This window comes from Flavobacterium sp. (assembly GCF_025352015.1).
Taxonomy (GTDB): Bacteria; Bacteroidota; Bacteroidia; order Flavobacteriales; family Flavobacteriaceae; genus Flavobacterium.
Window position 1 is genome coordinate 12,827 of sequence record NZ_JANXUG010000088.1, and the last position, 24,540, is coordinate 37,366.

The 24,540-nt window shown below is 33.5% G+C and carries 22 protein-coding genes and 1 tRNA gene; 8 read left to right on the forward strand and 15 right to left on the reverse strand.

The features are described 5' to 3' along the window. Positions 1–3: 3 nt before the first annotated feature. From Q0Q96_RS08700 to Q0Q96_RS08745, 10 genes are all read right to left on the reverse strand, one after another. Complete coding sequence (locus tag Q0Q96_RS08700) at positions 4–1,743, reverse strand: T9SS type A sorting domain-containing protein (protein WP_293873805.1); 1,740 nt, start codon at positions 1,741–1,743, stop codon at positions 4–6. Between the two features lie 89 nt (positions 1,744–1,832). Then, a complete protein-coding gene (locus Q0Q96_RS08705) occupies positions 1,833–2,966 on the reverse strand; it encodes a T9SS type A sorting domain-containing protein (RefSeq protein WP_293873808.1) in 1,134 nt (377 codons plus the stop codon). Between the two features lie 9 nt (positions 2,967–2,975). Then, entirely contained in the window at positions 2,976–3,617 is a 642-nt protein-coding gene (locus tag Q0Q96_RS08710; RefSeq protein ID WP_293873811.1) for a hypothetical protein, read from the reverse strand. 103 nt (positions 3,618–3,720) lie between these two features. Next, on the reverse strand, positions 3,721–5,658 hold the full coding sequence (locus Q0Q96_RS08715) for a tetratricopeptide repeat-containing sensor histidine kinase (protein ID WP_293873813.1): 1,938 nt from the start codon (positions 5,656–5,658) through the stop codon (positions 3,721–3,723). Positions 5,659–5,716: 58 nt separating this feature from the next. Then, positions 5,717–5,992: a hypothetical protein gene (locus Q0Q96_RS08720; protein WP_293873816.1), complete on the reverse strand. Its 276-nt coding sequence runs from the start codon at positions 5,990–5,992 to the stop codon at positions 5,717–5,719. Positions 5,993–6,179: 187 nt separating this feature from the next. After that, positions 6,180–6,734: a DUF6252 family protein gene (locus Q0Q96_RS08725; RefSeq protein WP_293873818.1), complete on the reverse strand. Its 555-nt coding sequence runs from the start codon at positions 6,732–6,734 to the stop codon at positions 6,180–6,182. Between the two features lie 76 nt (positions 6,735–6,810). Further along, on the reverse strand, positions 6,811–8,238 hold the full coding sequence (locus Q0Q96_RS08730) for a hypothetical protein (RefSeq protein WP_293873820.1): 1,428 nt from the start codon (positions 8,236–8,238) through the stop codon (positions 6,811–6,813). A 66-nt stretch (positions 8,239–8,304) separates the two neighbouring features. Further along, positions 8,305–10,101, reverse strand: a complete 1,797-nt coding sequence (locus tag Q0Q96_RS08735; protein ID WP_293873822.1) for a PQQ-binding-like beta-propeller repeat protein — start codon at positions 10,099–10,101, stop codon at positions 8,305–8,307. 30 nt (positions 10,102–10,131) lie between these two features. Continuing rightward, a complete protein-coding gene (locus Q0Q96_RS08740; protein WP_293873824.1) occupies positions 10,132–10,506 on the reverse strand; it encodes a hypothetical protein in 375 nt (124 codons plus the stop codon). A 73-nt stretch (positions 10,507–10,579) separates the two neighbouring features. Continuing rightward, complete coding sequence (locus Q0Q96_RS08745; RefSeq protein ID WP_293873826.1) at positions 10,580–11,521, reverse strand: GSCFA domain-containing protein; 942 nt, start codon at positions 11,519–11,521, stop codon at positions 10,580–10,582. A 122-nt stretch (positions 11,522–11,643) separates the two neighbouring features. Between Q0Q96_RS08745 and Q0Q96_RS08750 the strand changes: the two genes are divergently transcribed. After that, positions 11,644–13,395, forward strand: a complete 1,752-nt coding sequence (locus Q0Q96_RS08750; RefSeq protein ID WP_293873828.1) for an ABC transporter ATP-binding protein — start codon at positions 11,644–11,646, stop codon at positions 13,393–13,395. Positions 13,396–13,432: 37 nt separating this feature from the next. On the opposite strand, the gene alaS is transcribed toward Q0Q96_RS08750, so the two are convergent. Beyond that, on the reverse strand, positions 13,433–16,126 hold the full coding sequence (gene alaS, locus Q0Q96_RS08755) for an alanine--tRNA ligase (RefSeq protein ID WP_293873830.1): 2,694 nt from the start codon (positions 16,124–16,126) through the stop codon (positions 13,433–13,435). Positions 16,127–16,340: 214 nt separating this feature from the next. On the opposite strand from alaS, the gene Q0Q96_RS08760 reads away from it, so the two are divergent. From Q0Q96_RS08760 to Q0Q96_RS08780, 5 genes are all read left to right on the forward strand, one after another. After that, complete coding sequence (locus Q0Q96_RS08760; RefSeq protein WP_293873833.1) at positions 16,341–17,321, forward strand: M23 family metallopeptidase; 981 nt, start codon at positions 16,341–16,343, stop codon at positions 17,319–17,321. Between the two features lie 65 nt (positions 17,322–17,386). Then, positions 17,387–17,719, forward strand: coding sequence for a MerR family transcriptional regulator (locus Q0Q96_RS08765; protein ID WP_293873836.1), 333 nt, complete (start codon positions 17,387–17,389; stop codon positions 17,717–17,719). Between the two features lie 41 nt (positions 17,720–17,760). Further along, positions 17,761–18,345 (forward strand): LemA family protein, encoded by a 585-nt coding sequence (locus tag Q0Q96_RS08770; RefSeq protein ID WP_293873839.1) that lies wholly within the window; start codon positions 17,761–17,763, stop codon positions 18,343–18,345. A 40-nt stretch (positions 18,346–18,385) separates the two neighbouring features. Beyond that, positions 18,386–18,853: a TPM domain-containing protein gene (locus Q0Q96_RS08775; RefSeq protein ID WP_293873842.1), complete on the forward strand. Its 468-nt coding sequence runs from the start codon at positions 18,386–18,388 to the stop codon at positions 18,851–18,853. A gap of 111 nt (positions 18,854–18,964) precedes the next feature. Continuing rightward, positions 18,965–19,717, forward strand: coding sequence for a TPM domain-containing protein (locus tag Q0Q96_RS08780; RefSeq protein ID WP_293874031.1), 753 nt, complete (start codon positions 18,965–18,967; stop codon positions 19,715–19,717). 47 nt (positions 19,718–19,764) lie between these two features. Here Q0Q96_RS08780 and der read toward each other — a convergent pair whose 3' ends face one another. From der to Q0Q96_RS08795, 3 genes are all read right to left on the reverse strand, one after another. Then, positions 19,765–21,075: a ribosome biogenesis GTPase Der gene (gene der, locus Q0Q96_RS08785; RefSeq protein WP_293873845.1), complete on the reverse strand. Its 1,311-nt coding sequence runs from the start codon at positions 21,073–21,075 to the stop codon at positions 19,765–19,767. 197 nt (positions 21,076–21,272) lie between these two features. Further along, complete coding sequence (era, locus tag Q0Q96_RS08790; protein WP_293873847.1) at positions 21,273–22,157, reverse strand: GTPase Era; 885 nt, start codon at positions 22,155–22,157, stop codon at positions 21,273–21,275. A 58-nt stretch (positions 22,158–22,215) separates the two neighbouring features. After that, positions 22,216–22,288, reverse strand: a tRNA-Met gene (locus Q0Q96_RS08795). A gap of 151 nt (positions 22,289–22,439) precedes the next feature. On the opposite strand from Q0Q96_RS08795, the gene Q0Q96_RS08800 reads away from it, so the two are divergent. Continuing rightward, complete coding sequence (locus Q0Q96_RS08800; protein ID WP_293873849.1) at positions 22,440–22,892, forward strand: KTSC domain-containing protein; 453 nt, start codon at positions 22,440–22,442, stop codon at positions 22,890–22,892. 84 nt (positions 22,893–22,976) lie between these two features. Here the strand turns inward: Q0Q96_RS08800 and Q0Q96_RS08805 are convergent, their stop codons facing one another. Further along, positions 22,977–23,831, reverse strand: coding sequence for a Two component regulator three Y domain protein (locus Q0Q96_RS08805; protein ID WP_293873851.1), 855 nt, complete (start codon positions 23,829–23,831; stop codon positions 22,977–22,979). Positions 23,832–24,045: 214 nt separating this feature from the next. Between Q0Q96_RS08805 and Q0Q96_RS08810 the strand changes: the two genes are divergently transcribed. Next, the gene (locus tag Q0Q96_RS08810) at positions 24,046–24,528 is read left to right on the forward strand and encodes a DUF1761 domain-containing protein (protein ID WP_293873854.1); all 483 of its coding nucleotides are present in this window, start codon (positions 24,046–24,048) and stop codon (positions 24,526–24,528) included. The last annotated feature ends 12 nt before the right edge of the window (positions 24,529–24,540 follow it).

The window sequence follows — 24,540 nt, forward strand, 5'->3', positions numbered from 1 at the left end:
AACTTAATTAACTATTAGTTTTTTTGTGGTTTTGTTATTGTCTTTTTCTATTTCTATCAAATACATTCCTTTGTCGAGGTTTTGATTGGTAGTTAATGCATCTAGCATAAATTGATTTACTTTTTGACCCAAAATGTTATAAATAGTTGCTGTAGCACCCATCAAATTTTCGTTTATTGTAATGTTAAAATCGCCTGATGAAGGATTTGGATAAACCGCAATGTTTTTGTCTAACTCAAATTGCGAGGTTGCAAGTGCAGGTTGGGTGTATGATGCAAGAAATGGACCCGCAGCAGTTGTTGCAATTTTGTTGAAACCGCCCGTACCCGCGAAGCCTTTTATGATAACTTTTCCTGATGGATTAACAAGAATATTAGAAACATAGTCATCACCTGTACCCCCAATTTGATTAGCCCAGATAAAATTACCGTTACTATCAAATTTGGCGAAATAACCGTCTCTGCCAGTACCTCCAGATACGTTATTATAAGTTGTCATGCTAAAAACTCCCGCTCCAGGGTCAAAATCTACTGTATTACTAAAATGGCCAGTTACATAAATATTTCCAGCACTATCTGACGTCATTCCGTTTGACTCGCAAAATCCAGAACTAGTATAGTTTGGATTAATAACAACGTAAACACCTGTAATAGACTTTGTCCAAATATCAGCTCCTGTGGCACTATCTACTTTGAAAAGAGTATTTTTATATAAATTATCAGAAAACATAGAATCGGAAACAATAGGGTTATTTGTGGCATCTAACACTAATTTACTTTCGAAGCCAAATTGCGAATACGTAATTTTCTCATAGGTGTTTACCCAAACTAGTTCGCCCATTGCATTTAGTTTTGTAATAAACAAACTAACATCATTAATAGATGTTTTATTGACTACGCCAACCCCGGGATCAAAATCCATTACTCCTTTACCAAAATAACCGCAAATATATACGTTGCCAGACGAATCGCTTTTGATAGTATGCCCACCTACCTCAACGTTACTTGCACCCGATGTTTGTTTGAATGCTTTTGCCCAAACATAGTTGCCCGATGCGTCTAGTTTTAAAACAAAATTTTGAATATAAGCATCGGTTACTGGAGAAAGATTGACAACACCTGCACCTGGATCAAAATCGGCATTTAGTCTATAAGACCCAGTAGCATAAACATTACCAGCGGCATCTACATTTAAATCATTTATCTGATCGTAACTCTCATCATAAATATTATTTATAAATTTTACCCAATTGAGACTACCGTCAGGATTTAATTTTTCGATAAAATTGGCTTGTCCGCCTGAAATGTAAGTATTGGTATTAACGGTTGGACTTGGATCAAAATCCCAAAAACCAAAGCCTACTTTACCTGCAATATAAATGTTTCCCGATGCATCTAGAGTAATCGAACTTGAAAATGCAGGTCCAGCTCCACCAATTTGTTTTGCCCAAATAAAATTTCCTGCTTCGTCGGTTTTTGAAATAAAAATGTTTCCTAAATTATAATCTAAATTGAATACACCCGATGATGGGTCTAAATCAATCAAAGCTGACCCACTCAGAGGTAACACACCAATTGCATAGATATTGCCAGAAGCATCATTTGCAATTACATTATTTAGTGCTTTTGGCCCATATATTTGAGCACCATTGCCATAAATTTTTTGGCTCCAAACGGAGACCGCTTGCGCATTGACAAAAACTGAAGTCAATAATAATACTGATAATAGTAGTGATTTTTTCATAGTTTTTATTTACAAAGTACAGCTATTTGTAAAAGCAAAAAAATACGGCAAATACCGTATTTTTATAAGTTTTTTTTACAAAAATCACATTAGTTTTTAATAAATTTTTTGGTGCTATAGTTGCTATTTTCAGACTGAATTTTGGCAAAATAAATACCCCTAGTAAAATTTGAAATATCAATAGTATCTTGAAAATCGTTTGTGTTTTTCTCGAATATTTGTTTTCCTACAACATCATAAATTGTTATTGAATTGATTTTATCTGCACTCGAAATTTGAACGTTTGTTGATGCAGGATTCGGATATATTGAGAAACTTGTTTTTTCAAAAACATTTGTACTTAAACTTGAATCAAAAAACCTATATAATGATATCGCAGCACTACCATTATTTTTTGCGGCATAATACAAACCAGAGCCAAGAACATTTAACTCATTTGGAGCGCCACTATAAGTAGCCAACGCACTACTTGGAGCAGCCATTTGAATCGTACCACGTGATACTTGGGTTGTGCTTGCTAACGTACCATCTGTGGCAAACATTGCACCATTTGATCCGTCTGCTTTTACAAAATATAATTTACTGTTCCACTCTTGAGCTACCAAATACCTAGAATAGCCATTGTTAGTGTTAAATAAGATATAACCTAATGCAGCTGGCGCACTAACTTTGGTAAAAAATTCGGTTGTTGGATTAAATTTCATTAGTTCGATGTCAGTAGTTGTATTAGGTACATTTCCTATAAAATAATATTCTCCATTAAACAATCGCATTGCACCTTGTTCAGCATCAGCACTTTTTCCAGAATCTCCAGCAAACAATGTAGCACCAGCAATTTGTGTTACTGTATTTGAAGCATCTACCTTAAAAATTCCAGCTAAACTAGATGTCCCACCACCACCTGAACCTACTATAATATTGCCAGAGGCAAATAGATTATTATTAATTGCTGTCAAACTATTAACTGAAGTAATAAAATTAGTAGGTATCGTAGTGCCAGTTGGAGGTGTTGGCGCGACATGAGAAGTACCTGCAACCGTACCATCCGTTTGAAATAATCTAAAATTAAATCCATATTGATTGGTAAAATCACTATTGGCATTAAAATACATTTTGTTATTACATACTAGAAAAGGTTGTGTACTATAGGTAGATGTTACTGTAAATGCACCTTGATTGTAAACATTACTTTCGCTTTCGGTAACTCTTAAATTGGTAAACATGTTTGTACCTCATGTTGTTCCGTCAGACGACCAAAGTTCGTAGCCATTTATGCCATCATTAGCAACAAACCATAATTTGTTATTAAAAACCGTAAAATGCGGATTTCTACTTGAGTCAAATGATGGATAGGTTGCTCCAACATAAATATCTTTTACCAAGGTTGTTCCTGCAAGTGTGCCATCAGTTGACCACAATTCACGATTGGCAGCTGCCGAATAGGCCGTAAAATAAAGTTTGTTGTTAAAAAATTTAAAAAATTTTGGATCTAAATTTGATGATAAACTGATAGTTCCAGCTATGGTTCCATCGGACTGCCAAAGTTGACCACTTGCTACAAAGTATAATTTGCCATTATAAACTGCTTTGAAATCATTAAACGCATAATCAAAGTCGGTTTGTGGCATTATATTAGCAACTTGCACTCCAAGATTTTTTACTACTTGATTTCCAGATGCACTGCCATCTGTGGCGTATAACGACCATTGATAACCAGAAGTTCTAGCAAAATAGTACATTTTGCCATTCATATTAATAAAATTGGTGGCTTGAAATATTGAAGCCGAAGATCCTGGATAATTTTCAATAACAACTTGTGCATTACTTGTTATTCCAAAAAAAAGCAAGAGTAAAAGAGGTAGTTTTGTTTTCATTGAAGTGAGATTTTAGTTTTTTTTACAAAGTTGCGCTATTCTATTTAGCAAAATAATACGGCAGTTGCCGTATTATTTTTAAAATTTAATTGAAAAGAAGGTGTTACTTTTTTTGAAATTTAATAAGTATATCTGTTCCGTTATTTGGACTTGAGTTTATTTTGATTTCGCCATTTATATCGGCAATTCTTTTTTTCATAATTTGAATTCCGTTGCCTAGTTCAATCATATCGTTGTCAAATCCTTTTCCGTCATCGCAAATGCTGATTACAATATTATTTTCTTGATGTGTAATGTCTATTTTAATGTTTTTAGCATCGGCATACTTAATGCTATTATTTACAGCCTCTTGTATGGTTCTATAAATATTCATTCCTTCAATAGAGGTGAATTTTGAATCTTTCAAACTGTTTTCGATTGTGAAATTAAAGTCAATGTCTTGCTTTGCTTCTTTAGCTTTTTCAACAAAATTATGGATCCTGCTTTGCAAATCTTCAAAGGTGATTTCGCTATTATTCATAGCCCAAATAGTGTCACGAAGTTCTATTATGGTTGATTTAGCAAAATTGCTGATGCTGGAAAGTTTGTTGTCGAGCTTCGAATTTTGAAGTTCAAAAGCATATTTAATATTATCAACAGATGAGATGATAAAAGTGAGTTGCGAACCTATATTATCATGTAAATCTCTAGAAATTTGTAATCGTTGTTCCTGTAATTTGTTTTGGGTTTCAATTTTAGCAATAGCCGATTTGAGTTGGAATTCCTGCTCCTGTTGTTTGTTTCTTAACTTCTGCTGACGGTTTACCAAAAATCCAATCAAACCCACAAAAAGTGCTATTGCAGAAATTAAAAGTGAAACATTTCTACTATTTTTTATTTCCTTTGATTTTTGAAGTAGCTGTATTTCTTTTTTTTCGTTTTGATATTTTTCTTCCAATTCGTTGGTTTGTCTAGCGACCGCCGTTTCAATAATTGTGCTTTGAATTTTTGAAGCCAAATTATTGTAGTAATTTACACTATCTGATTCTTTTAAATAACCATACGTATGGATAAAATATTGATAGGTTTGTAAAAGATTATCTTGATAGTTTAGATCGTTTTGATACTGCTTTTTTAGTTCATATAAAACTTTGTTTGCTTCACTAAATCGATGATACATAATATGTTCTTTCACAAGGCTTAGGGATAAACTAGATTCATCTTTTTTAAGATTTAATGAATCTCGAAGCGTTTTTGATTTATTAAATAATGCAATTGCTTCAGAAGATTTTTGCTGTTGCGATTTTATACTTCCTATGTTGTTTAATGCACTTGACAAGGAAATGTTATTGCCGGCTTCTTTCGAAGATGCTATGCTTTTTTGATAAAATTTTAAGGCATTTAATGTGTCTTTCATTTTCAAAAAAACATTCCCCATAGATAAATACGATGTACACAATCCACTATTTTGTTTGTTTATTTCTTGGTGTGTTATAGCTTCTTGAAGGTATTTTTTTGCTTTTACATAATTTTTTAAACCTATAAAAAGTATGGCGACATTTGCTTTGGTAGCTGCAACTATATCCATATTATTAACCTTTTCGAAATACTCTATTCCGTTAAGGTAATATTTGAGTGCTTGTGCTTTATGGTTTTCTTTATTAAAAATATTAGCTAAATTCAAATTTATTTTTGCCACACCTAAAGCATCCTTCCTAATAGTTCTAATTTTTAGCGCTGTTAAATAATGCTTTTTTGAATTTTCAAAGTCGCTCTTTCTAAAATATACTGCTCCCAAATCACTATTTACTTGAGCGATTAACACCGAATCTTGAAGTTTATCTGATTCTACAATAGCTTTTTTTCCGTATAAGAGCGCAGAATCTGTAGAAATATTAGCATAATTCCAAGTTAAATCAGAATAAATTGTCGCCGTTCTTTTGGAATTAGGATGGTTTTTTAATTCTAATTTTAAATTATTTATTAATTCTTGAGCATTTTGGGCATTACAAAAATTAAAACTAATCAAATAAAAAAATAGTACACTTACAGCTTTTTTCATGCTTTAGTTTGGTGTGATTTAAAAATTAGTATTCAGATAAATATACTGTTTAAATGTATCATTTTATTGGATATAATTCTTCGACTAGTTTAAAATTCACTTCATAAATATCTTTGGAAAGCGTTGCATTAATTTGAAATAATTTCTCTTGGAGTTCTTCTGACAACTGCAATTGATTATTTTGAACCTTTTGATGCTGACTTATTTGAATATTAAATTTCTCTAAATCAGCTATTTTAGATTTAAATTTTTGTCTTTCCTGTATGATTTTAGTAATCAAATAGATGATTATTACTGAAAACAGAATGTTGATTAGCGTTAGAATAGTTATCATTTTTCAGAAGTTAAAACAATTTATTTTTGATTTCATTATGAATATAATACTTCACGTAAATGCGTTGACAATTGTTGTATTTATAATTAAATACTACTTAAACACTTAAAAAAACCGTCAAATGAATTCTGACGGTTTTATTTAAAATTTATAATTATTTTAAAATTTTTCTTAAAATAATATAATATTAATTTGTAAAAATTCCTCTAAAACTACCATTTGTAATTGTTTTGGTAACATCACAAGTTGTAGATTTCTTTGCAGTAAATGAGAAAGTTCCTTCTATTTGTGTAGCTGTAAAACTTGATATAGTAATTGTTCCTGAACTACCTGCACAATCTCCTGTACTATAAACAGTGCCCATTCCTGTTGTAGAACCCGAAGGCGAAAAAGTATAGGCTAATACATTTCCATCAGTAGTCGGTGAAACTGGATACGTTCCTGGAGCAGTAATTCCGTATAAATTAATAGCAATATTTGAAGAATCTGCCCCTGATGCCGAAACATTAGAAACACTTGTTCCTACTATTTGCACGAGTGTTTGAGCTCCTGTCCCAGATTTGCTTGCAACAGCGGTGTTTTGACCTGCATAAACGGTTGTGAAATTTGCGCCATCTACCTTTGCAAGTATGTAAGAACCCGTAGCTGGTGCACCACTGCCGCTATCACTTTTACTACACGAAGATAAAATTGTTGTTAATGCTAATACGATAGCAAAACTGAAATGTTTAATTGTTTTCATTGTAATTTTTTTTAGATTATTAATGATACAAATTACCAGCTATTCTTAAAAAGTAACAATACGTTAAATGACGTAATTATTGTTTTATCTCAAAATAATTTTTAGGGATTTTAATATATTTTAAAACTGATTTTTCTCCTATAAAAGTTGTATAATACAACATTTCCGAAGTTTCATCATAAAAAGGTGCGCCATCAAATTCTGCTGAATTTATTTTACTGCCAAGATTTAACGGTTCACTCCATTTTTTCCAAGTATCATCAAGTCGTTGGGTACAGTAAATATCATAATTTCCAAAACTGCTAAATCCGTTGCTACAAAAAAGCAAGGTTTTGGTGTCAGACAATAAAAAAGGCATTCCTTCATCGGCAGCAGAATTTATTGTTTTGCCAGCATTGGTCAAAAAACTATAACTCCCATCCTCTTTTTTATTGGTAAAATAAATATCGGTTCCGCCTTGTGTCATGTCTGACTCTATTCCCATAAGTATAGTTTTCCTGTCGGAAGTTATTGTTGCATCAGAAGTATCATCATAATTAGAATAAGCAGTTATGATTAATTTTCCCAATGATTCGTATTTTCCATTGTTATATTTAAGAAATTCATATCCACTTTCTCCAGTTCCAATAGCGTGTTCTACACCTCCTTTTAAAATAAAATTATTAGTAAAAGCTTCAATATAATTGTAGTTTGCATTTGCGTTTAAAGCTGCATCTTCCTCTTGAGGATTTGACCAATAACCCGAAGCTTTTTTTGTCATAGAATAAATTTTCTCCACCTCATTGACCTTTGTTGTAAATAATAATTTGGATTTATCTTGGGTTAAAACAGGGTTTTGAGGTTGCAAATTACCCGTTTCAATTTCTTGTGAATTGGGCAAATTTTCTAGTTTTGGCGTAGTATTAATTATTGCAATTAAAGGCGTTTCGGAATCAGATATCCCGATGGCGTCAATTTGCTTTTCTCCCGGCAGTAATGCAAAACTAAACTCTACTTTTACCGCAACTACACTAGAAACGGCATTTTCTAAAATTGCATTTTCGATTCCAGGATTATAAACATCTGGTGCATCTTGCACTTTTCGACGTTTTCTTTTAAAATAATAACTTCTATCAGTGCTTAAAGTAGTTTTGTAATAGGGTGTTTTATAATTTATTTTTCGTGACCAAACCAATTCATATTTTCCTGAACCCGTATCGATCCATATTCTGGTAACACAACCCGCATTAAGGTTTTCAAAAATGGCGACTTGCTTCACCGTTTGCGGCTTTTCAAATCCTACTTCAACGAGCTGTCTTCCATCCAACGCTTTTTTTGGTGTCCATGCGTTGGCGGACGCTCCTCCTTGCGGAAAAGCATCGGGCTTGCCCAAAATTCTTTTGATTCCGTTTTGTTTTCCTCCTAAATCTGAAGAAAATTTTATGACTTTTGAAGCATATTGGACTTGTTGTGAAAAACAAAAAAATGAGATGGTTAAGCTAAATAGTACTATACTTTTTTTCATAATTTTTTTATTAAAAAAGGTTGCAAAACGAATTTTACAACCTTCTTGTTAACAACTAAAAACGCATTAATTGTTTACTTTAATCTTTTCTACTTTTTTTCCCTTAAAAGCAAAAATATATTCTCCATCGGTTGTAATATCAATGCCGTTTCCATAAAGTGGGCTTCCTCCTTTTCCTTTAGACTCTACACTTCCTTTAATTTCACCATTAGTCATATCGATACCATAAATGATATTTTTACTGTTGCGTTGGTCTCTTAAAAAATAATTATTACCTATATGGTAAAAATAATCTACACCTTTTATTTTTTCTGATGCGTAGGCTCTACTTCCATCTTTTTTATTGTAAGCTGCTAATCCTTTTTCTGACAATACTACCACTTTATCGTTAAAATCAACAACATCTGTTGCTCTACCAACTTTCGCATCGTTGTGTTTTACATCAAATAATTGTTTGCCTGAAGCAATATCATAACCATAAAACTCATCACCATCACCCACAAATACCGTTTTGTCATTATCGATAATTAAATCTGTAATCCTTTTATCAAATTTTTCAGAACGCCAAGCCGTCGTCCCATTTTTATCATCAAGAGCTAAAACTCCATTTTTCTGATCTCTGTAAGCCCAATAAACAGAATAGGTCGTGCCATCTTTGTTGGTCTTTATCTCTTGGATCTGTACTTTACCACCAACTTGAACCATTACTTTATCACCAGTTTTATAAATATTAGGCATTGAAAGTGCACCAGTAATTTTTTCTGATGCCCAAAGCAATTTACCAGATTGTAAATCGTGTTTTTCTATATATTTAGTTCGGTCTCTTGTACCCAGAATTACTAAATAAACAGCATCTTTTGTGTACAATGGATCGGCAATTGTTCTATAAATTTTCTTTTGAGAACCGCCACCAAATAAAGAGACACCACCACCTTTATCCATATCAGTTTCATAAATTGACTCCCAAAGTTTTTGACCGTTTTTGTAATCAAATGCCATTAATCCATTTAGATAAACAAAGACTTGATTGTCTTTTACCCATAAATCAATAATGGCTCTCCGAGTCACCAATTCTTTTTCTACAGCTCCAATAAAAGTTGCATCCCATAAAACTTCACCATTAACGGCATTAATTTTAACTAACTGATTTTTAAATCCTGCAAATAAAGAACCTAATGCCGTTGGTTTAAAATTGACCATAATTATTTCATTTCGTTTAGCATCATAAACATATTTACCTACACCACCTTTAAAACGATTGGTTTCCCAAATTTTCTCGCCAGTGTTTGCTTTTACCAAAATTACAGAGGCTTTTTGAGAGATTAAAAACGCGTCTAATTCTGAAATGTACTTAACCGTTTCTAGTTCCCCTTGATCAGAGCCTTCAATAGTTTTAGCACCTTTTTTTTGTATTAAATTTTGATATTGTTCAGAGTTCCATAATTCTTTTCCTGATTGCATATCTATGCATGCTACTTTGTCCGCACCAAAAGTTCGTGCATCAAAAAGAAATAAATATCCCCCACCATTAGCTTTAAAAATTGCAAATTGATATTCCGAATTATTTGTTTTGTTGGTTGTAATTTTTTTATAATCGCCGTTCCATACTGGTTTTCCATCACTGTTTAAAACAGATGCCGAATTATCGTCTGTCCCTAAAATTGTTGAGCCATTAGCGTTTGTTAGTGATAAAAATGACGCCTTGTTTTCAAATTCTGATTCCCATACTGTTGAAAATCCTCCAGTCATTTTTCCAGCACCTGATTTACCTTTTACTTTATCTAAAAGTTTGCCAAATTGTGCGTGACTTAATCCGGTTGCCATCATACAAATGACAAACATAAATAGTGATACTTTTTTCATTTTTTTGCGTTTTTAGTATTAATTAATTTGTTAAAATGTTGCAGTGTAGCGTATTTTATAACGTTGCTGTTTTTGAAGTTTAAACTGAAATTTATGATCCAAAATATATGCTGACATAAAATTTATAAAGTCAATGTTGTGAATATCTGAATCTACTTTGAAAAAGGAAGATACTTTTCCATTTTGGATTACGCCAATATCTATGGTCATCGTTCCCTTGACATCAGCATATTTTTTGTTTTTCTTTTTTGCAAAATCTGGAGATTGAAATACTTGGTCAATTTCTTTGATAACTGTTTCGGATACTATTTCTTCATCAGTTAATACTGGGCGTTGCGAATAACTTGTTGCAGTGCAAAAAACAAAAAGCACTACGAAGAAGTATAAATATTTAGTTCTGAACATAAAAAAATGATTTAGTTAAAGTACAAATCTAAAGCTAAATCAAAAGCGGTAAAATACGTAAAATGTCGTATTTTTAAAATTCTATCATTGGATGCGTTTTCTGAATATTCATAATTTTAGTTTTTAAATTTTCTAAAAACTTATTATGAATTGAGGAGTTTGGGTTGAACGGTTTGTGAGTCATTGCTTTTTGAATAGCGTCAATTTCTTGCATTGTAGTTAAGCATCCCTTGTCGATATAATGGTTAAGAAAGGATTCCCAAATATAATTTATCGCCACTTTGCTTGGATGCAACATGTCATCAGCATAAAAACGATAATCGCGCAGTTCGTCCATCATAATTTCATAAGAAGGAAAATAACTGTGAATTGTGAACTGTGAATTATGAATCGCAGAAATTAAATGTGCTTTGCTGCGTTGGTTCTCTACAAAGCCATCTTTAATATGTCGCACTGGCGAAACGGTAAAAATGAAAGCACAATTTGGATTAACTTTCTGAATTAATGCAATCGTATTTTGAATTGATTTTTCAATAATAGCTATTTCTAAAATCTCTTTGTCAAATTGATTTTGAGGCACTTTATGACAATTGGCAACAATAGCATCTGATGATTTATTTCTATAAACCCAGGCAGTTCCATAAGTAATGATGAAGTGCGTAGATTGTCGGATTTGTTGATTTATTAATTTGATGAGAGCATTCATTTTTGCCAAAAATTCTTCTTTATCCGGATGACTTAGCTCCGAATGTATTTCAAAACAATGCCATAAATCATTGTGAAAGAAAATATCATTTTCGGTAAATTCTATATGCTTTATGGCTCGCTCCATTAGTTTTTCAATCGAAATTGGATTAAAAATTATTCCAAAAGGATTGGTTACTATCTGGAATTTAAAATAGTGGAATTTTTCACCCATATTTACGGCAAAACAAGAACCCAAGGACATAATTTTGGAAGTGTAATCAATGGGATTCTTCGATTTTGCTATGGGAATTTTAGTCGTAAAGTTCATTTTTCAAAAATACAAAATGATTCCGAACCTCAACCGCTCTATCAAATTATAAAGTAATACACTATAAACGCAAGCACTCTGAATTTTTATTTTATACTTTTGCTGCTCAAAAAGTAATTCTTATGAAACTATTATACGCTTATCTCAAAAAACATAAATTACTTTTGTTTTTTGCTTTACTAATGGCAGCTGTAAACATCTGTTTTAGTTTGTCTGACTCGGTAATTACGGGTAAATTAATGCAAGATTGCGGTGTTGGTATCGCCAAGTACAAAGGCAACGAAATGGGATTTATAAGATCAGTTGGCTTTTGGCTCAGTCTTTCTTTGGGCGCGGCAATGATTTCTAGAATTACAAAAAACTTTCAAGATTATTTTACAAATATCGTAATCCAGCGAACTGGTGCCGAAATGTATACAGACGGAATTAAAAAATCGCTCGATTTGCCTTTTGAAGAATTCGAAGACCAACGCAGTGGCGAAACTTTGAGTAAATTAACCAAAGTGCGTATTGATTCTGAAAAACTGATTACACTTTCGATTTCATTAATATTTCAAACCGTTATCGGGTTTGTTTTTGTAGTGGTTTATGTTTCAAGAATTGATTCCAGAATTGCGCTTATCTTTTTAATTACGGCACCAATTATAGCTTTTATAAGTTCGTATTTAGGTAAAAAAATAAAGGTAGTTTCTAGAAAAATTGTCAATCAAACCAATGCTTTAGCGGGTGCAACCACAGAAAGTTTACGAAATATAGAGCTTGTGAAAAGTTTAGGATTGACGTATCAAGAAGAAAAACGTTTGAACTTAAATACGTTTAAAATCCTACAACTCGAATTACAAAAAATCCGTTTTATCCGCAGTTTAAGTTTTATTCAAGGAACAACCGTTCATTTTTTAAGAACGTGTGTTATTTTTACGTTGTATTACTTCTTGTTTGGTGGCAAAATTATTGTGGGCGATTTATTGACCATGGTCTTTTTTACATTTTTTATTTTTGGACCTTTACAAGAATTGGGATCATTTATTATCGCCTTGAATGAAACCAAAGTTTCTATGGAGAATTTTAAAGAATTATTGAATGCTCCAAAAGAATTTCGTCCAAAAAACGCCAAAAATGTTGATGCTATTGAAACATTACAATTTTCAAATGTGAGTTTCAAACACAAAACGGCCAAATATTATGCTGTTGAAGGAATTACTTTCGATATAAAACAGGGTGAAACCGTTGCCTTTGTTGGTCCTTCTGGAGCTGGCAAAACAACGTTGGTAAAACTTTTAGTTGGATTATACCCTCCAGCAAAAGGAACGGTAAAATACAACTCGATTGATTCATCAGAAATTGATTTGCTAGGTTTAAGAAAACAATTGGGCTACGTAACGCAAGACGCACAGTTGTTTTCGGGAACGATTCGCGAAAATTTATTATTCGTAAAACCATCAGCAACCGACGAAGAATTACAAAATGTATTGCACAGAGCGAGTTGTGACAAATTGTTAGAACGTGCCGACGACGGTCTTAATTCAACCATTGGCGAAGGGGGAATTAAAGTTTCTGGCGGCGAAAAACAAAGATTATCGATAGCACGTGCAATCTTGAGAAATCCAAACTTATTGATATTTGACGAAGCAACATCGGCTCTAGATTCAATCACCGAAGAAGAAATTAATGCAACTATCAGAAACATTTCGGATAAAAACAGAATCACTGTTTTGATTGCACACCGATTATCAACCGTAATGCATGCCGATAAGATTTTTGTATTAGAACAAGGCAGAATCATCGAGCAAGGCAAGCACCAAGCTTTATTGGAAGAAAAAGGCTTGTACTATGCCATGTGGAGACAGCAAATTGGTGAACGTAAAAAAGAGTAATAAAAAACCCTGTCAATTTTGCATTGCCCCCAAAAAGTTAGACACTATTTGGGGGCAGTCTAGAAGTTATTAAATTACGAATCAAAATTTTGGCAACATTCTCCAATGCACCAGTAATCCCATCTGCATTTTTCCCTTTTCCTGAAGCAAAAAAGGATTGTCCGCCTCCATTCCCATCAATATATTGTCCTAATTCTTTGATTACCACACTTGCGTTTAAAGCTTTACTTTCAACTAATTCTTTTGAAATATAACAATGAATATTAGGCAACCCATCTTCAATTGAAGCTAAAACGACGAATGAATTTGGTTTTGCGTTTCCTAATGCTTGCGTTAAGTCTTTGGTAGCACTCATAGATAAATCCACTTGTTTTGCTAAAAAATTAACACCATTTATATCTTTAAATTCTGCAACTAAATTATTTTTTAATACTTCAATGTTTTCTTTTACTAGTTGTTCAATTTGCTTTTTGAATTTTAAATTATCCTCCTGCAAAGAAACCACTGCTTTCAGCGTGTCTTGTGGATTTTTCAAAGTTTCTTTAATTTCCGCTAAAGTACTTTCTTGATTTTTGTAGAAATCTTTCACCGCATCGCCAGTTATGGCTTCAATACGACGAATTCCTGCAGCAACTGCTCCTTCAGAAATAATTTTGAAATGCCAAATTTCCGATGTGTTTTTAACATGAATTCCACCACAAAGTTCTTTGCTTTCGCCAAATTCAATCATACGAACTGAATCACCATATTTTTCTCCAAACAAAGCCATGGCACCTTTATCCAATGCTTCTTTAATTGGAATATTTCTATGTTCTACTAACTTTAATTGTGCTTCGATTTGAGCATTTACACTAGTTTCTACTTGGCGTAATTCGTCATCGGAAACTTTAGAAAAATGCGAAAAGTCAAAACGTAAATAATTTGGGTTCACTAAAGAACCTTTTTGCTCCACATGCGTTCCAAGAATGGTTCTCAAAGCCAAATGCATCAAGTGTGTAGCCGAGTGATTTTTGGATGTTGACGTTCTTAAATCAGTGTTTACTTTGGCTATAAAGGTTTGGTTTAAATCTTCTGGTAAATTTTTAGCAAAATGAATAATCAAATTATTCTCTTTTTTAGTGTCAATTATTTCTATTTCTTCTTTTTGACTTTCGACTTTCGACTTTCGACTTATTAAAGTTCCTTTATCGCCAACTTGTCCACCACCTTCTGGATAAAATGGTGTGTTGTCTAAAACAATTTGATATAAAATTCCGTCTTTTTTAGAATCTACTTTACGAATTCTGGTGATTTTTACTTCGTTTTCAGTTTGGTCGTAACCCACGAATGTTTCTACATTTCCTGGAATTAAAACTTTCCAATCTTCGGTTGAAACTTCTGATGCCGCACGAGAACGCACTTTTTGTTTTTGTAATTCTGTTTCAAAATCGGATTCGTTATACGAAAATCCTTTTTCTTTCAGAATTAATGCCGTCAAATCTTTTGGAAATCCGAACGTATCATACAATTCAAAAACTTTTGCTCCTGAAACTTCTTTTCCGTTAGTTTCTGCTACAACTTTATCTAATAATTGCAAACCTAAATCTAAAGTTCTTAAAAACGAAGCTTCTTCTTCACGAATTACATTAGTAACCAATTGTTGTTGCGATTTAATTTCTGGAAAAAATTCGCCCATTTGATTTGCTAAAACTTCCACCAATTTATTGATAAACAGTTCTTTGGTATTTAAAAAAGTAAATCCGTAACGAATAGCACGGCGCAAAATTCTACGAATTACATAACCAGCACCAGTATTGGAAGGTAATTGTCCGTCAGCAATAGCGAAAGCCACAGCACGAACGTGATCAACAATTACACGGATTGCAATATTGGTTTTCTCCTCGACTTCGCAAGGAGTGACAGTATTCGGTAAATATTTGAAACCCGTAATTTGTTCTACTTTCTCAATTAATGGCGTAAAAACATCGGTATCATAATTGGAAGTCACATTTTGCATTGCCATACACAAACGCTCAAATCCCATTCCGGTATCAACGTGCTGCGCTGGTAATTTTTCTAAACTTCCATCGGCTTTTCTGTTGAATTCCATGAAAACATTGTTCCAAATTTCAACTACTTGCGGATGATCGGCATTTACTAAATCTCGTCCTGAAACTGCTGTTCTTTCTTCATCGGAACGAATATCAATATGAATTTCGGAACATGGACCACACGGACCTTGATCGCCCATTTCCCAAAAATTATCTTTTTTATTTCCAAGAATAATTCGGTCTTCAGGAACATATTGCTTCCAAATATTGAATGCTTCTTGGTCGAAAGGAACATTTTCGGCTGGATTGCCTTCAAAAACCGAAACATATAAACGGTCTTTGTCTAACTTTAAAACTTCGGTTAAGAATTCCCAAGCCCAATCCAATGCTTCTTTTTTGAAATAATCGCCAAACGACCAATTTCCTAACATTTCAAACATGGTATGATGATACGTATCAAAACCAACATCTTCCAAATCATTGTGTTTTCCTGAAACACGAAGGCATTTTTGAGTATCGGCAATTCGTTTACTTTTTGGAACTGCGTTACCTAAAAAGTATTCTTTGAACTGCGCCATCCCCGAGTTGTTGAACATCAAGGTTGAATCATCTTTTAAAACGATTGGCGCGGAAGGAACAATTAAATGTCCTTTGCTTTCAAAGAAATTAAGATATGCTTTTCGAATGTCTTTTGATTTCATTTTTATATTTATTCGGTTGTGTGGTTATTTGTTGATTTGGATATTTTGGTATGTTCATGATTTTTCTATTTCAAATAACCACATAACCAAATACATTTCTTAAAAAAAATTAAAAGAATTTGAAACAAGTTCAGATTGAATTGAAACATTTGTTAAATTTGTTCGTATAACCATCGTTTGATAAAAACTTCACAAAAATAGTATAAAATAAAAAATGGCGAAGAAAGTAAAGTATTATTTCGATACCGAAAGTTTAGCTTATCGCAAAATAAATCCAAAACTATCAAAAAAATTGGGATATTTTGGTTTGTTTTTGCTTGCTTCTGCTCTTTTTGGGTTTTTATGTTTTGTGGCTTTACTGAACACTTCGCTTTTAGACACCCCAAAAGACCGCTTGCAAGCTCGTGAAATTGAAACTATGAAATTGCGTTACGCCATTTTGAATAAAAAAATGGACGAAGTAGATGATGTATTAAGCGAAGTTGCCGATAGAGATAATAATGTGTACAGAGCGTATTTTAACACCTCGCCTATACCAAAGGAACAACGAAAAGCAGGTTTTGGCGGAGTAAATCGATACAAAGAATTAGAAGGATTTAATAACTCCGAACTGGTTATTACTACTTCTAAACGAGTAGATATTATTTCTAAAGAATTAGCGATTCAATCCAAATCATTGGATGAAATATTGAAGTTAGCTAAAGAAAAAAACAAACTGTTGGCAGCTATTCCAGCCATTCAACCGGTAAAAAATGAGCAGCTAAAACGTATTGCTTCGGGCTTCGGCTACCGTAGCGATCCTTTTACAAAAGTTAGAAAAATGCATGAAGGAATGGACTTTACCGCCGCAACTGGCACTCCTATATTTGCTACCGGTGACGGAGTTGTGGTAAGTGCGGACAATTCAAAATCGGGTTATGGAAATCATATTGAAATTAGTCATGGTTTTGGATATTTGACTTTGTACGGGCATTTGAGCAAATATAATTGCAGGGCTGGTCAACGTGTAAAGCGTGGTGATGTAGTTGGCTATGTGGGAAGTACCGGAAGAAGTGAAGCGCCGCATTTGCATTATGAAGTGCATAAAGATGGAAAAGTGGTGAACCCCATAAATTTTTATTACGGAAATATTTCGGCAGCCGAATATACTGCCATTTCAAAAGTGGCAAATCAAGAAAATCAATCGCTAGATTAACGATTTAAGATTAACGATTTAAGATTGATGAATTTTGATTTTTGAATAACTAAAGCACACGAAAAATGCAGATAGAATTAAAAGCAGATAAAAGATATTACAGCATTGGAGAAGTTTCTAAAGCTTTCAAGGTGAACACCTCTTTAATTCGTTTTTGGGATAAAGAATTTGAAATTTTGAAGCCCAAAAAAAATGCGAAAGGCAACAGAATGTTCACCCCAGAAGATGTGAAAAATTTGCAATTAATTTATCATTTGGTCAAAGAACGAGGCTTTACATTGGAAGGCGCGAAAACACATCTCAAAGAAGGGCAAAAGAAAACCTTGGATAAGTATGAAATTATTAGCAAACTAGAAGGGGTTAAGATGCAGTTATTACAAATTAAGAATCAATTATAAAAACTAAAAAAATAATAAAACAAACTTTAAATTAAACAAACATGGATTTTAAAAAATTTTTACCTTGGATTATTGGAATTGGATTAATCTTGATGATTGCTTTTTGGGTAGTTGGCATCAAAAACACTGGATTGCAAAAAAATCAAGCCGTGAATAAAGAATGGGGGAATGTTCAAACTACTTATCAAAGAAGAAATGATTTGATTGGCAACTTGGTAAACACGGTAAAAGGTGCGGCCGACTTTGAAAAAAGCACTTTAACAGCGGTCATAGAAGCTCGTGCAAAAGCAACATCTATCACTATCGACCCAAGCAATGTAACTCCACAGCAATTAGCAGCATTTAATTCGGCACAATCAGGAGTGTCCTCCTCTTTATCAAAATTATTAGTTTCGGTAGAACGCTATCCTGAATTAAAAGCTAACGAAAATTTCTTAAAATTGCAGGATGAATTAGCAAGTACAGAAAATCAAATTTTGACGGCAAGAACACGGTTTAACGAAGCAGTTCAAGACTACAACGGTTATGTATTGGCCATTCCGCAGAGCTGGTTCTTGAGCTACAAAGAAAAACCATACTTTGCAGCTGTTGAAGGCGCAGACAAACCTGTTCAAGTAAAATTCTAAAGATTCAACCTCTCCAAAAAGAGATTTAAAAAATAGAGCTATGTCTAAAGTAGAAGCATTTTTAACTCGTGACGAGGAACAAGCTATTGTGGAAGCTATCGGTAAAGCCGAAAAAAATACTTCTGGCGAAATTAGAGTACATCTAGAAAATGGCTCGAGCCATAAAGACGAACAGTCGCAGCAATTTGCCATGTCGCCTTTAGAAAGAGCTGTGGAGGTTTTTCATCAACTTGATATGGAAAAAACCCATGAGCGTAATGGTGTCATTATATACGTAGCGGTAAGCAGCAAACAATTTGCTATTTATGGCGATAAAGGAATTCACGATAAAGTAGCAGATACTTTTTGGGATTCAGCTAAAGAAGTGATGTTATCCCATTTTAAAAATGGTAATTTCAAACAAGGTTTGATTGAAGGCATTTTAAAAGCTGGTGATCAACTTCAAAAATATTTTCCTCATCAAGAAGACGATACCAACGAACTTTCTAACGAAATATCAAAAGGATAAATTATGGAAATTACGAAGTACGAATTACAAATTACGACCCGACCAATCCATGCGAATAATTGGGAACGTACTGGAAAAAATTCTAAAAGAGTTTCTAAAATCCTCTTTTTTATGGTTGGACTCTTTAGTAGTTATTTGAGTTTTGCTCAATTTGAAATCCCTATAAAACCTGATATACAAACTTCTGTATATGATTATGCCAATGTATTGAGCGCGCAGGAAAAAACACAATTAGAAGAAAAACTAATTCGCTACTCTGATAGTACGTCAACACAAATTGTGATCATAACTATACAAAGTTTAAAAGGCGAAGATATTGGTCTTTTGGCTCCCAAATGGGGACAGAAATGGGGAATTGGCGGCAGTAAAGAAAACGATAATGGTGTGGTGGTTCTTTTGGCTAAAGCGGAACACAAAATATGGATTGCGCCTGGCTACGGTCTTGAAGATAGATTAACCGCCGGAATTGGTGGCGAAATCAGTAGAAACATTATCATTCCCGAATTTAAAGCTGGAAGCTATTATAACGGTCTAGACAAAGGAGCTGATGCACTTTTTGATGTTTTTAAAGGAAAATACAAAGGCGAAAGAAAGCAAACCAATAAAGGTGGAACCTTTCCCATAATTCCGATAATCATCATTTTTGTTGTTTTATTTATTATAATCATCAAAAACAGAAATAGTGGCGGAGGAAACTCTGGCGGTGGCGGAATGGGATTGGCTGATATTATTTTGTTGAGCAGCCTTGGTCGTGGTGGTTTTGGTGGTGGCGGTTTTGGTGGTGGTTCTTCTGGAGGTGGCGGTTTTGGAGGCGGTTTTGGCGGCGGAGGATTCTCCGGCGGTGGTTCTGGCGGAAGTTGGTAAAATGCTAATCTTAAATAAATAAAAAAGATAATTATGATCGAGCTTTTTTATTTCTCTCTAATGTAAATATCTATCGGCACTCCCGAAAAATCCCAGTGTTCGCGTATTTTATTTTCCAAGAAACGTTTATAGGCTTCTTGAACATACTGTGGTAAATTGGCAAAAAACACAAACTGTGGTGTGGGTGTTGGCAATTGCATACAATATTTTATCTTCACATATTTTCCTTTCAAGGCGGGGGGAGGAAAAGCTTCTATCAACTTCAACATATAGTCGTTGAACTTGGAAGTTTGAATGCGTTGTTTTCGGTTTTCAAATACTTTTACCGTTTCTTCCAAGGCTTTCAACAACCGTTGTTTGGTTAATGCTGATACAAAAAGAATCGGCACATCGGTAAATGGTTTTAATTCTTCTCTTATTTTAGCCTCATAATCGCGGGTTGACATGGTGTCTTTTTCGATTAAATCCCATTTGTTGACCAAAATGATAATCCCTTTTCGGTTCTTTTCGGCAAGCCAAAAAATACTTTGATCTTGTCCTTCAAACCCGCGCGTAGCGTCAATCAATAATATTATCACATCCGAATGCTCGATAGCGCGCACGGAACGCATCACGGAATAGAATTCTAAATCTTCTTTTACTTTAGCTTTTCTGCGAATTCCGGCAGTGTCTACCAAGTTAAATTCAAAACCAAAACGGTTGTATTTGGTATCTATAGCATCGCGAGTTGTTCCTGCAATATCGGTAACAATGTATCTATCTTCTCCAATCAAAGCATTGATAAACGACGATTTTCCAGCATTGGGACGACCCACAACGCAAAACCGAGGCAAGGCAGCTTCTTCTTCGGTTACTTCGGGCAATTCCGGTAAAACTTCTACTAGTTTGTCTAGCAAATCTCCTGTTCCGCTGCCGCTGATACTGGCAATGGTAAAATATTCCCCAAGACCCAGATTGTAAAACTCGATAGCATCTTTTTCGCGCATCGCATTGTCCACTTTATTAACCGCTAATAATATGGGTTTTGTTACCTTACGCAGTAATTTAGCTACTTCGGCATCCATTGGCGTAATTCCTTCTTCAACGTCAACCACAAAAATAATCGCATCGGCTTCATCAATAGCCAATTCAACCTGCCGGCGAATTTCTGCTTCAAAAACATCGTCTGAACCTTTGATATAACCACCTGTATCTATTACGGAAAACTCTTTTCCGTTCCATTCGCTTTTTCCATAATTTCTGTCACGTGTAACACCACTCACCGAGTCAACAATAGCCTCTCTTCTTTGAATTAGTCGATTAAAAAAAGTAGATTTACCTACGTTTGGTCTTCCTACTATGGCTACAATATTGTTCATTTTTATTTTTGATATTAGATTTCAACTATAAGTGAGATGAAATAAATCTTGAGCATAATAAGTGTTATCTTCTTGATTATGGCTGAATTTTTTTTGCAAAAGTACGGTTTTAGATTTAAGATTAATGATTAACGATTTATGATTCCCTAATTTTAGGAACATCAGGAACTTAAAATCGTTATTCGATTAGAAACCATCTATTTTTGATTGTATCCAAAACGGCGCAATTGATAAGCATTGCTTCTCCAGTCTTTGTTGACTTTTACATACAATTCGATGTGAATTTGTTTGCCAAAGAACTTTTCTAAATCTATGCGCGATTGCATTCCTACTTTTTTTAAAGCAGCACCTTTGTGACCAATAATAATTCCTTTTTGAGTATCCCTTTCGACCATTATAACGGAACGAATGCGAATAATTTTTTCATCCTCCAAAAATTCTTCTGTTTCAATTTCTACAGCGTATGGGATTTCTTTATCGTAATTGAGCAAGATTTTTTCACGAATGGTTTCGTTGACAAAAAAACGTTCAGGTTTATCGGTCAATGCATCTTTTGGATAATAAGGTGGTGAAAATGGAAGCAATTCCATAATTCGAGCAAAAACTTCTTTTACATTAAAATTTTCTAAAGCCGAAATCGGATATATCTCGGCATTAGGTACTTTAGTTGTCCACAACGCGATTTGTTCTTCTAGTTGCTCTTGGTTTGATTTGTCGATTTTATTCAAAAGCAACAACACCGGAATTTGAGAATGAATAATTTTGGTAAAGAAATCTTCATCTTTAAGTTCCTTCTCACCAATTTCGACCATATAAAGCAATACATCGGCATCTTCAAAAGCAGACTTCACAAAATCCATCATTGATTTTTGCATTTCGTAAGCTGGTTTGATTATTCCTGGCGTGTCTGATAAAATGACTTGAAAATCATCGCCATTTACAATCCCAAGGATTCGATGGCGTGTAGTTTGTGCTTTAGAAGTTATTATCGACAAGCGTTCCCCAACAAAAGCGTTCATTAAGGTTGATTTGCCCACGTTTGGGTTTCCTATAATATTGACAAAACCTGCTTTATGACTCATTTAAATTATAATAAAAAAACCGAAAACTCAATTAGTGTTTTCGGTTTTTAGTTTCTAGTAGCGGGAACAGGACTCGAACCTGTGACCTTCGGGTTATGAGCCCGACGAGCTGCCTACTGCTCTATCCCGCGCTGTTTGAAGTGCAAATATACAACCAAAATCGACATACACAACATATAAAAATAAAAAAATAATTTTTGAATGTCTTCTTATATATATCTCATGTAAAGAACTACTTTTGCAAAAAATTTAAAAACCTTTAAAGGTTTATATTCCAGCAAAATGAATACAAAAAAAATTATCGAATACCGAACGTTACTCGGTGTTACAAAAACAGCTACTTTAAAAGAGCTTAAAACCATTTACAGAAATTGCATGAAAGACATGCATCCTGATGCTATTTCAGAAGATGCTGAACGAGAACTCGCCGAGGAGAAAAGTAAAGAAATTATTGCGGCCTATCATTTCTTGGTAAGCATTGCGCCTGAAACCTTGGATAAAGACAGAACCGAATATACAAGAATCTCAACAAGTACCAACATTGCTGATTTTTATTATGAAAAAGGTGTGCTATACATTACTTTCTTGGATGGCAGTGCGTTTGAATATTTTGGTGTTTTAAGACCCATTTATATCAAAATGGTAAATGCGGAATCTCCCAGCCGTTTTGCGAGAAGACACATCTACAATGAATATATTTATAGAAGCACTTCAAAATTAGTAGCAACTGAATAATTTTTAAACATAAAAAAGGTCTTGATTTCTCAAGACCTTTTTGACCTAACAAAAATTCAATTTTATAACAAAAAAAACAAAAAATTATTCATCTGCAGCAAACGCCGAATTTTTATCGATACTTACCTTTAAAGTCGTTGCAACACCTTGCTTATTCACCATTGTCATATTTAAAGTATCTAATTTAGATAAGTTTTTAGAAACTAATCCGTTGAACATATTATAAGAAATATTCATTTCTTTAAGTTTTCCTAATTTTTCTAAATCAAAAGGAACTTGCCCATCCATTTTGTTTTCAAATAAACTTAACGTCTCTAATGAAGAAAGATTGGAAACTTCTTTTTCTAATTTTCCTGTTAGTTTATTACTGTTTAACAACAATACTTTCAATGATTTTAGCTTATAATATGAAGATGGAATTTGACCTTCGATTTCATTATTGAATAAAGACAATGTTTCTAAATTTATCAAATTTCCCACAGCAACTGGTAATTGCCCTGTTAATCTGTTCATGTGCATTTCAATCGATTTTAATTGAGTAGCGTTCCCTAATGATTCAGGTAAAGCACCTGATATTTGATTAAATGCAATGTTTAGTTTAGTCAAATTTTTCAAATTACCAATAGATGTTGGCAATGCGCCAAAGATATTATTTCTAAATAAGTTTAAAACTTGCAACGAGGACAAATCACCCAGTTCAGATGGTAGCTGTCCCGCAAGATTGTTGTTGACCAATTTAATAGATATCACTCTATCGTTTTGGATTTCTAAACCGTACCAAGTGGAAACAGGCGATTTTAAATCCCATTTATTAATCCATTGTGAACCTTTAGTGGCTTTGTTCAATTTTATTAAAGCGTTTTTTTCGGTTGAAGATATTTCTGCAAAAAGTGATGCTGAAATAAAAAGTGATGCGATGTAGGTAAAAAATGTTTTCATATCATTTAAGGTTTGTGGGTTATGACGATGTAAAATTATGCGAATTGTCGTTTAAAAACAAATAAAATCGACAAAATACATTTAATGTGTAATTTTATATATATTTATCTTATAATAATGTTTTAACTTTATAATATAATTGAAAAAAACTTCAAAAAATTCATTTGAATATTATTTTTTACATTTGATGTACTAACCATTAAAACATTAAATTATGAACATCAATTGGATTGCAATTTTACTTGCTGCTTTTTCAACATTAGTTGTTGGATTTATTTGGTACAACCCAAAAGTTTTTGGAAACATTTGGATGAAAGAAATAGGATTGAAAGAAGTAGAGATGAAAGGAGGTAACATGTTCAAAATGTTAGCTTTTACTTTCTTGTATGCTTTTCTTATTGCATTTATTTTACAAATGTTAGTTATTCATCAATTTGGAGCTTTAGGAATGGTTGGAGGTAATCCTTCAAAAGCTTTACCCTCCTACAACGCTTTTATGACTGATTATGGAACTGCTTACCGAACTTTCAAACATGGCGCATTACATGGTTTCATGGCAGGATTATTTATGATCCTTCCTGTGGTAGGAACCAATGCTTTGTACGAAAGAAGAACTTTTAAATACGTTATGGTAACAAGTGGTTTTTGGATTGTTTGCTTTATGATTATGGGAGGAATTATCTGTATGATGCAATAATTAACATTTTAT

Bases quoted from the DNA above. Each gene is read 5' to 3' on its own strand.
- Q0Q96_RS08700 (WP_293873805.1), bottom strand. From the start codon at position 1,743: ATGAAAAAATCACTACTATTATCAGTATTATTATTGACTTCAGTTTTT.
- Q0Q96_RS08705 (WP_293873808.1), bottom strand. From the start codon at position 2,966: ATGTTTACCAATTTAAGAGTTACCGAAAGCGAAAGTAATGTTTACAAT.
- Q0Q96_RS08710 (WP_293873811.1), bottom strand. From the start codon at position 3,617: ATGAAAACAAAACTACCTCTTTTACTCTTGCTTTTTTTTGGAATAACA.
- Q0Q96_RS08715 (WP_293873813.1), bottom strand. From the start codon at position 5,658: ATGAAAAAAGCTGTAAGTGTACTATTTTTTTATTTGATTAGTTTTAAT.
- Q0Q96_RS08720 (WP_293873816.1), bottom strand. From the start codon at position 5,992: ATGATAACTATTCTAACGCTAATCAACATTCTGTTTTCAGTAATAATC.
- Q0Q96_RS08725 (WP_293873818.1), bottom strand. From the start codon at position 6,734: ATGAAAACAATTAAACATTTCAGTTTTGCTATCGTATTAGCATTAACA.
- Q0Q96_RS08730 (WP_293873820.1), bottom strand. From the start codon at position 8,238: ATGAAAAAAAGTATAGTACTATTTAGCTTAACCATCTCATTTTTTTGT.
- Q0Q96_RS08735 (WP_293873822.1), bottom strand. From the start codon at position 10,101: ATGAAAAAAGTATCACTATTTATGTTTGTCATTTGTATGATGGCAACC.
- Q0Q96_RS08740 (WP_293873824.1), bottom strand. From the start codon at position 10,506: ATGTTCAGAACTAAATATTTATACTTCTTCGTAGTGCTTTTTGTTTTT.
- Q0Q96_RS08745 (WP_293873826.1), bottom strand. From the start codon at position 11,521: ATGAACTTTACGACTAAAATTCCCATAGCAAAATCGAAGAATCCCATT.
- Q0Q96_RS08750 (WP_293873828.1), top strand. From the start codon at position 11,644: ATGAAACTATTATACGCTTATCTCAAAAAACATAAATTACTTTTGTTT.
- alaS (WP_293873830.1), bottom strand. From the start codon at position 16,126: ATGAAATCAAAAGACATTCGAAAAGCATATCTTAATTTCTTTGAAAGC.
- Q0Q96_RS08760 (WP_293873833.1), top strand. From the start codon at position 16,341: ATGGCGAAGAAAGTAAAGTATTATTTCGATACCGAAAGTTTAGCTTAT.
- Q0Q96_RS08765 (WP_293873836.1), top strand. From the start codon at position 17,387: ATGCAGATAGAATTAAAAGCAGATAAAAGATATTACAGCATTGGAGAA.
- Q0Q96_RS08770 (WP_293873839.1), top strand. From the start codon at position 17,761: ATGGATTTTAAAAAATTTTTACCTTGGATTATTGGAATTGGATTAATC.
- Q0Q96_RS08775 (WP_293873842.1), top strand. From the start codon at position 18,386: ATGTCTAAAGTAGAAGCATTTTTAACTCGTGACGAGGAACAAGCTATT.
- Q0Q96_RS08780 (WP_293874031.1), top strand. From the start codon at position 18,965: ATGGTTGGACTCTTTAGTAGTTATTTGAGTTTTGCTCAATTTGAAATC.
- der (WP_293873845.1), bottom strand. From the start codon at position 21,075: ATGAACAATATTGTAGCCATAGTAGGAAGACCAAACGTAGGTAAATCT.
- era (WP_293873847.1), bottom strand. From the start codon at position 22,157: ATGAGTCATAAAGCAGGTTTTGTCAATATTATAGGAAACCCAAACGTG.
- Q0Q96_RS08800 (WP_293873849.1), top strand. From the start codon at position 22,440: ATGAATACAAAAAAAATTATCGAATACCGAACGTTACTCGGTGTTACA.
- Q0Q96_RS08805 (WP_293873851.1), bottom strand. From the start codon at position 23,831: ATGAAAACATTTTTTACCTACATCGCATCACTTTTTATTTCAGCATCA.
- Q0Q96_RS08810 (WP_293873854.1), top strand. From the start codon at position 24,046: ATGAACATCAATTGGATTGCAATTTTACTTGCTGCTTTTTCAACATTA.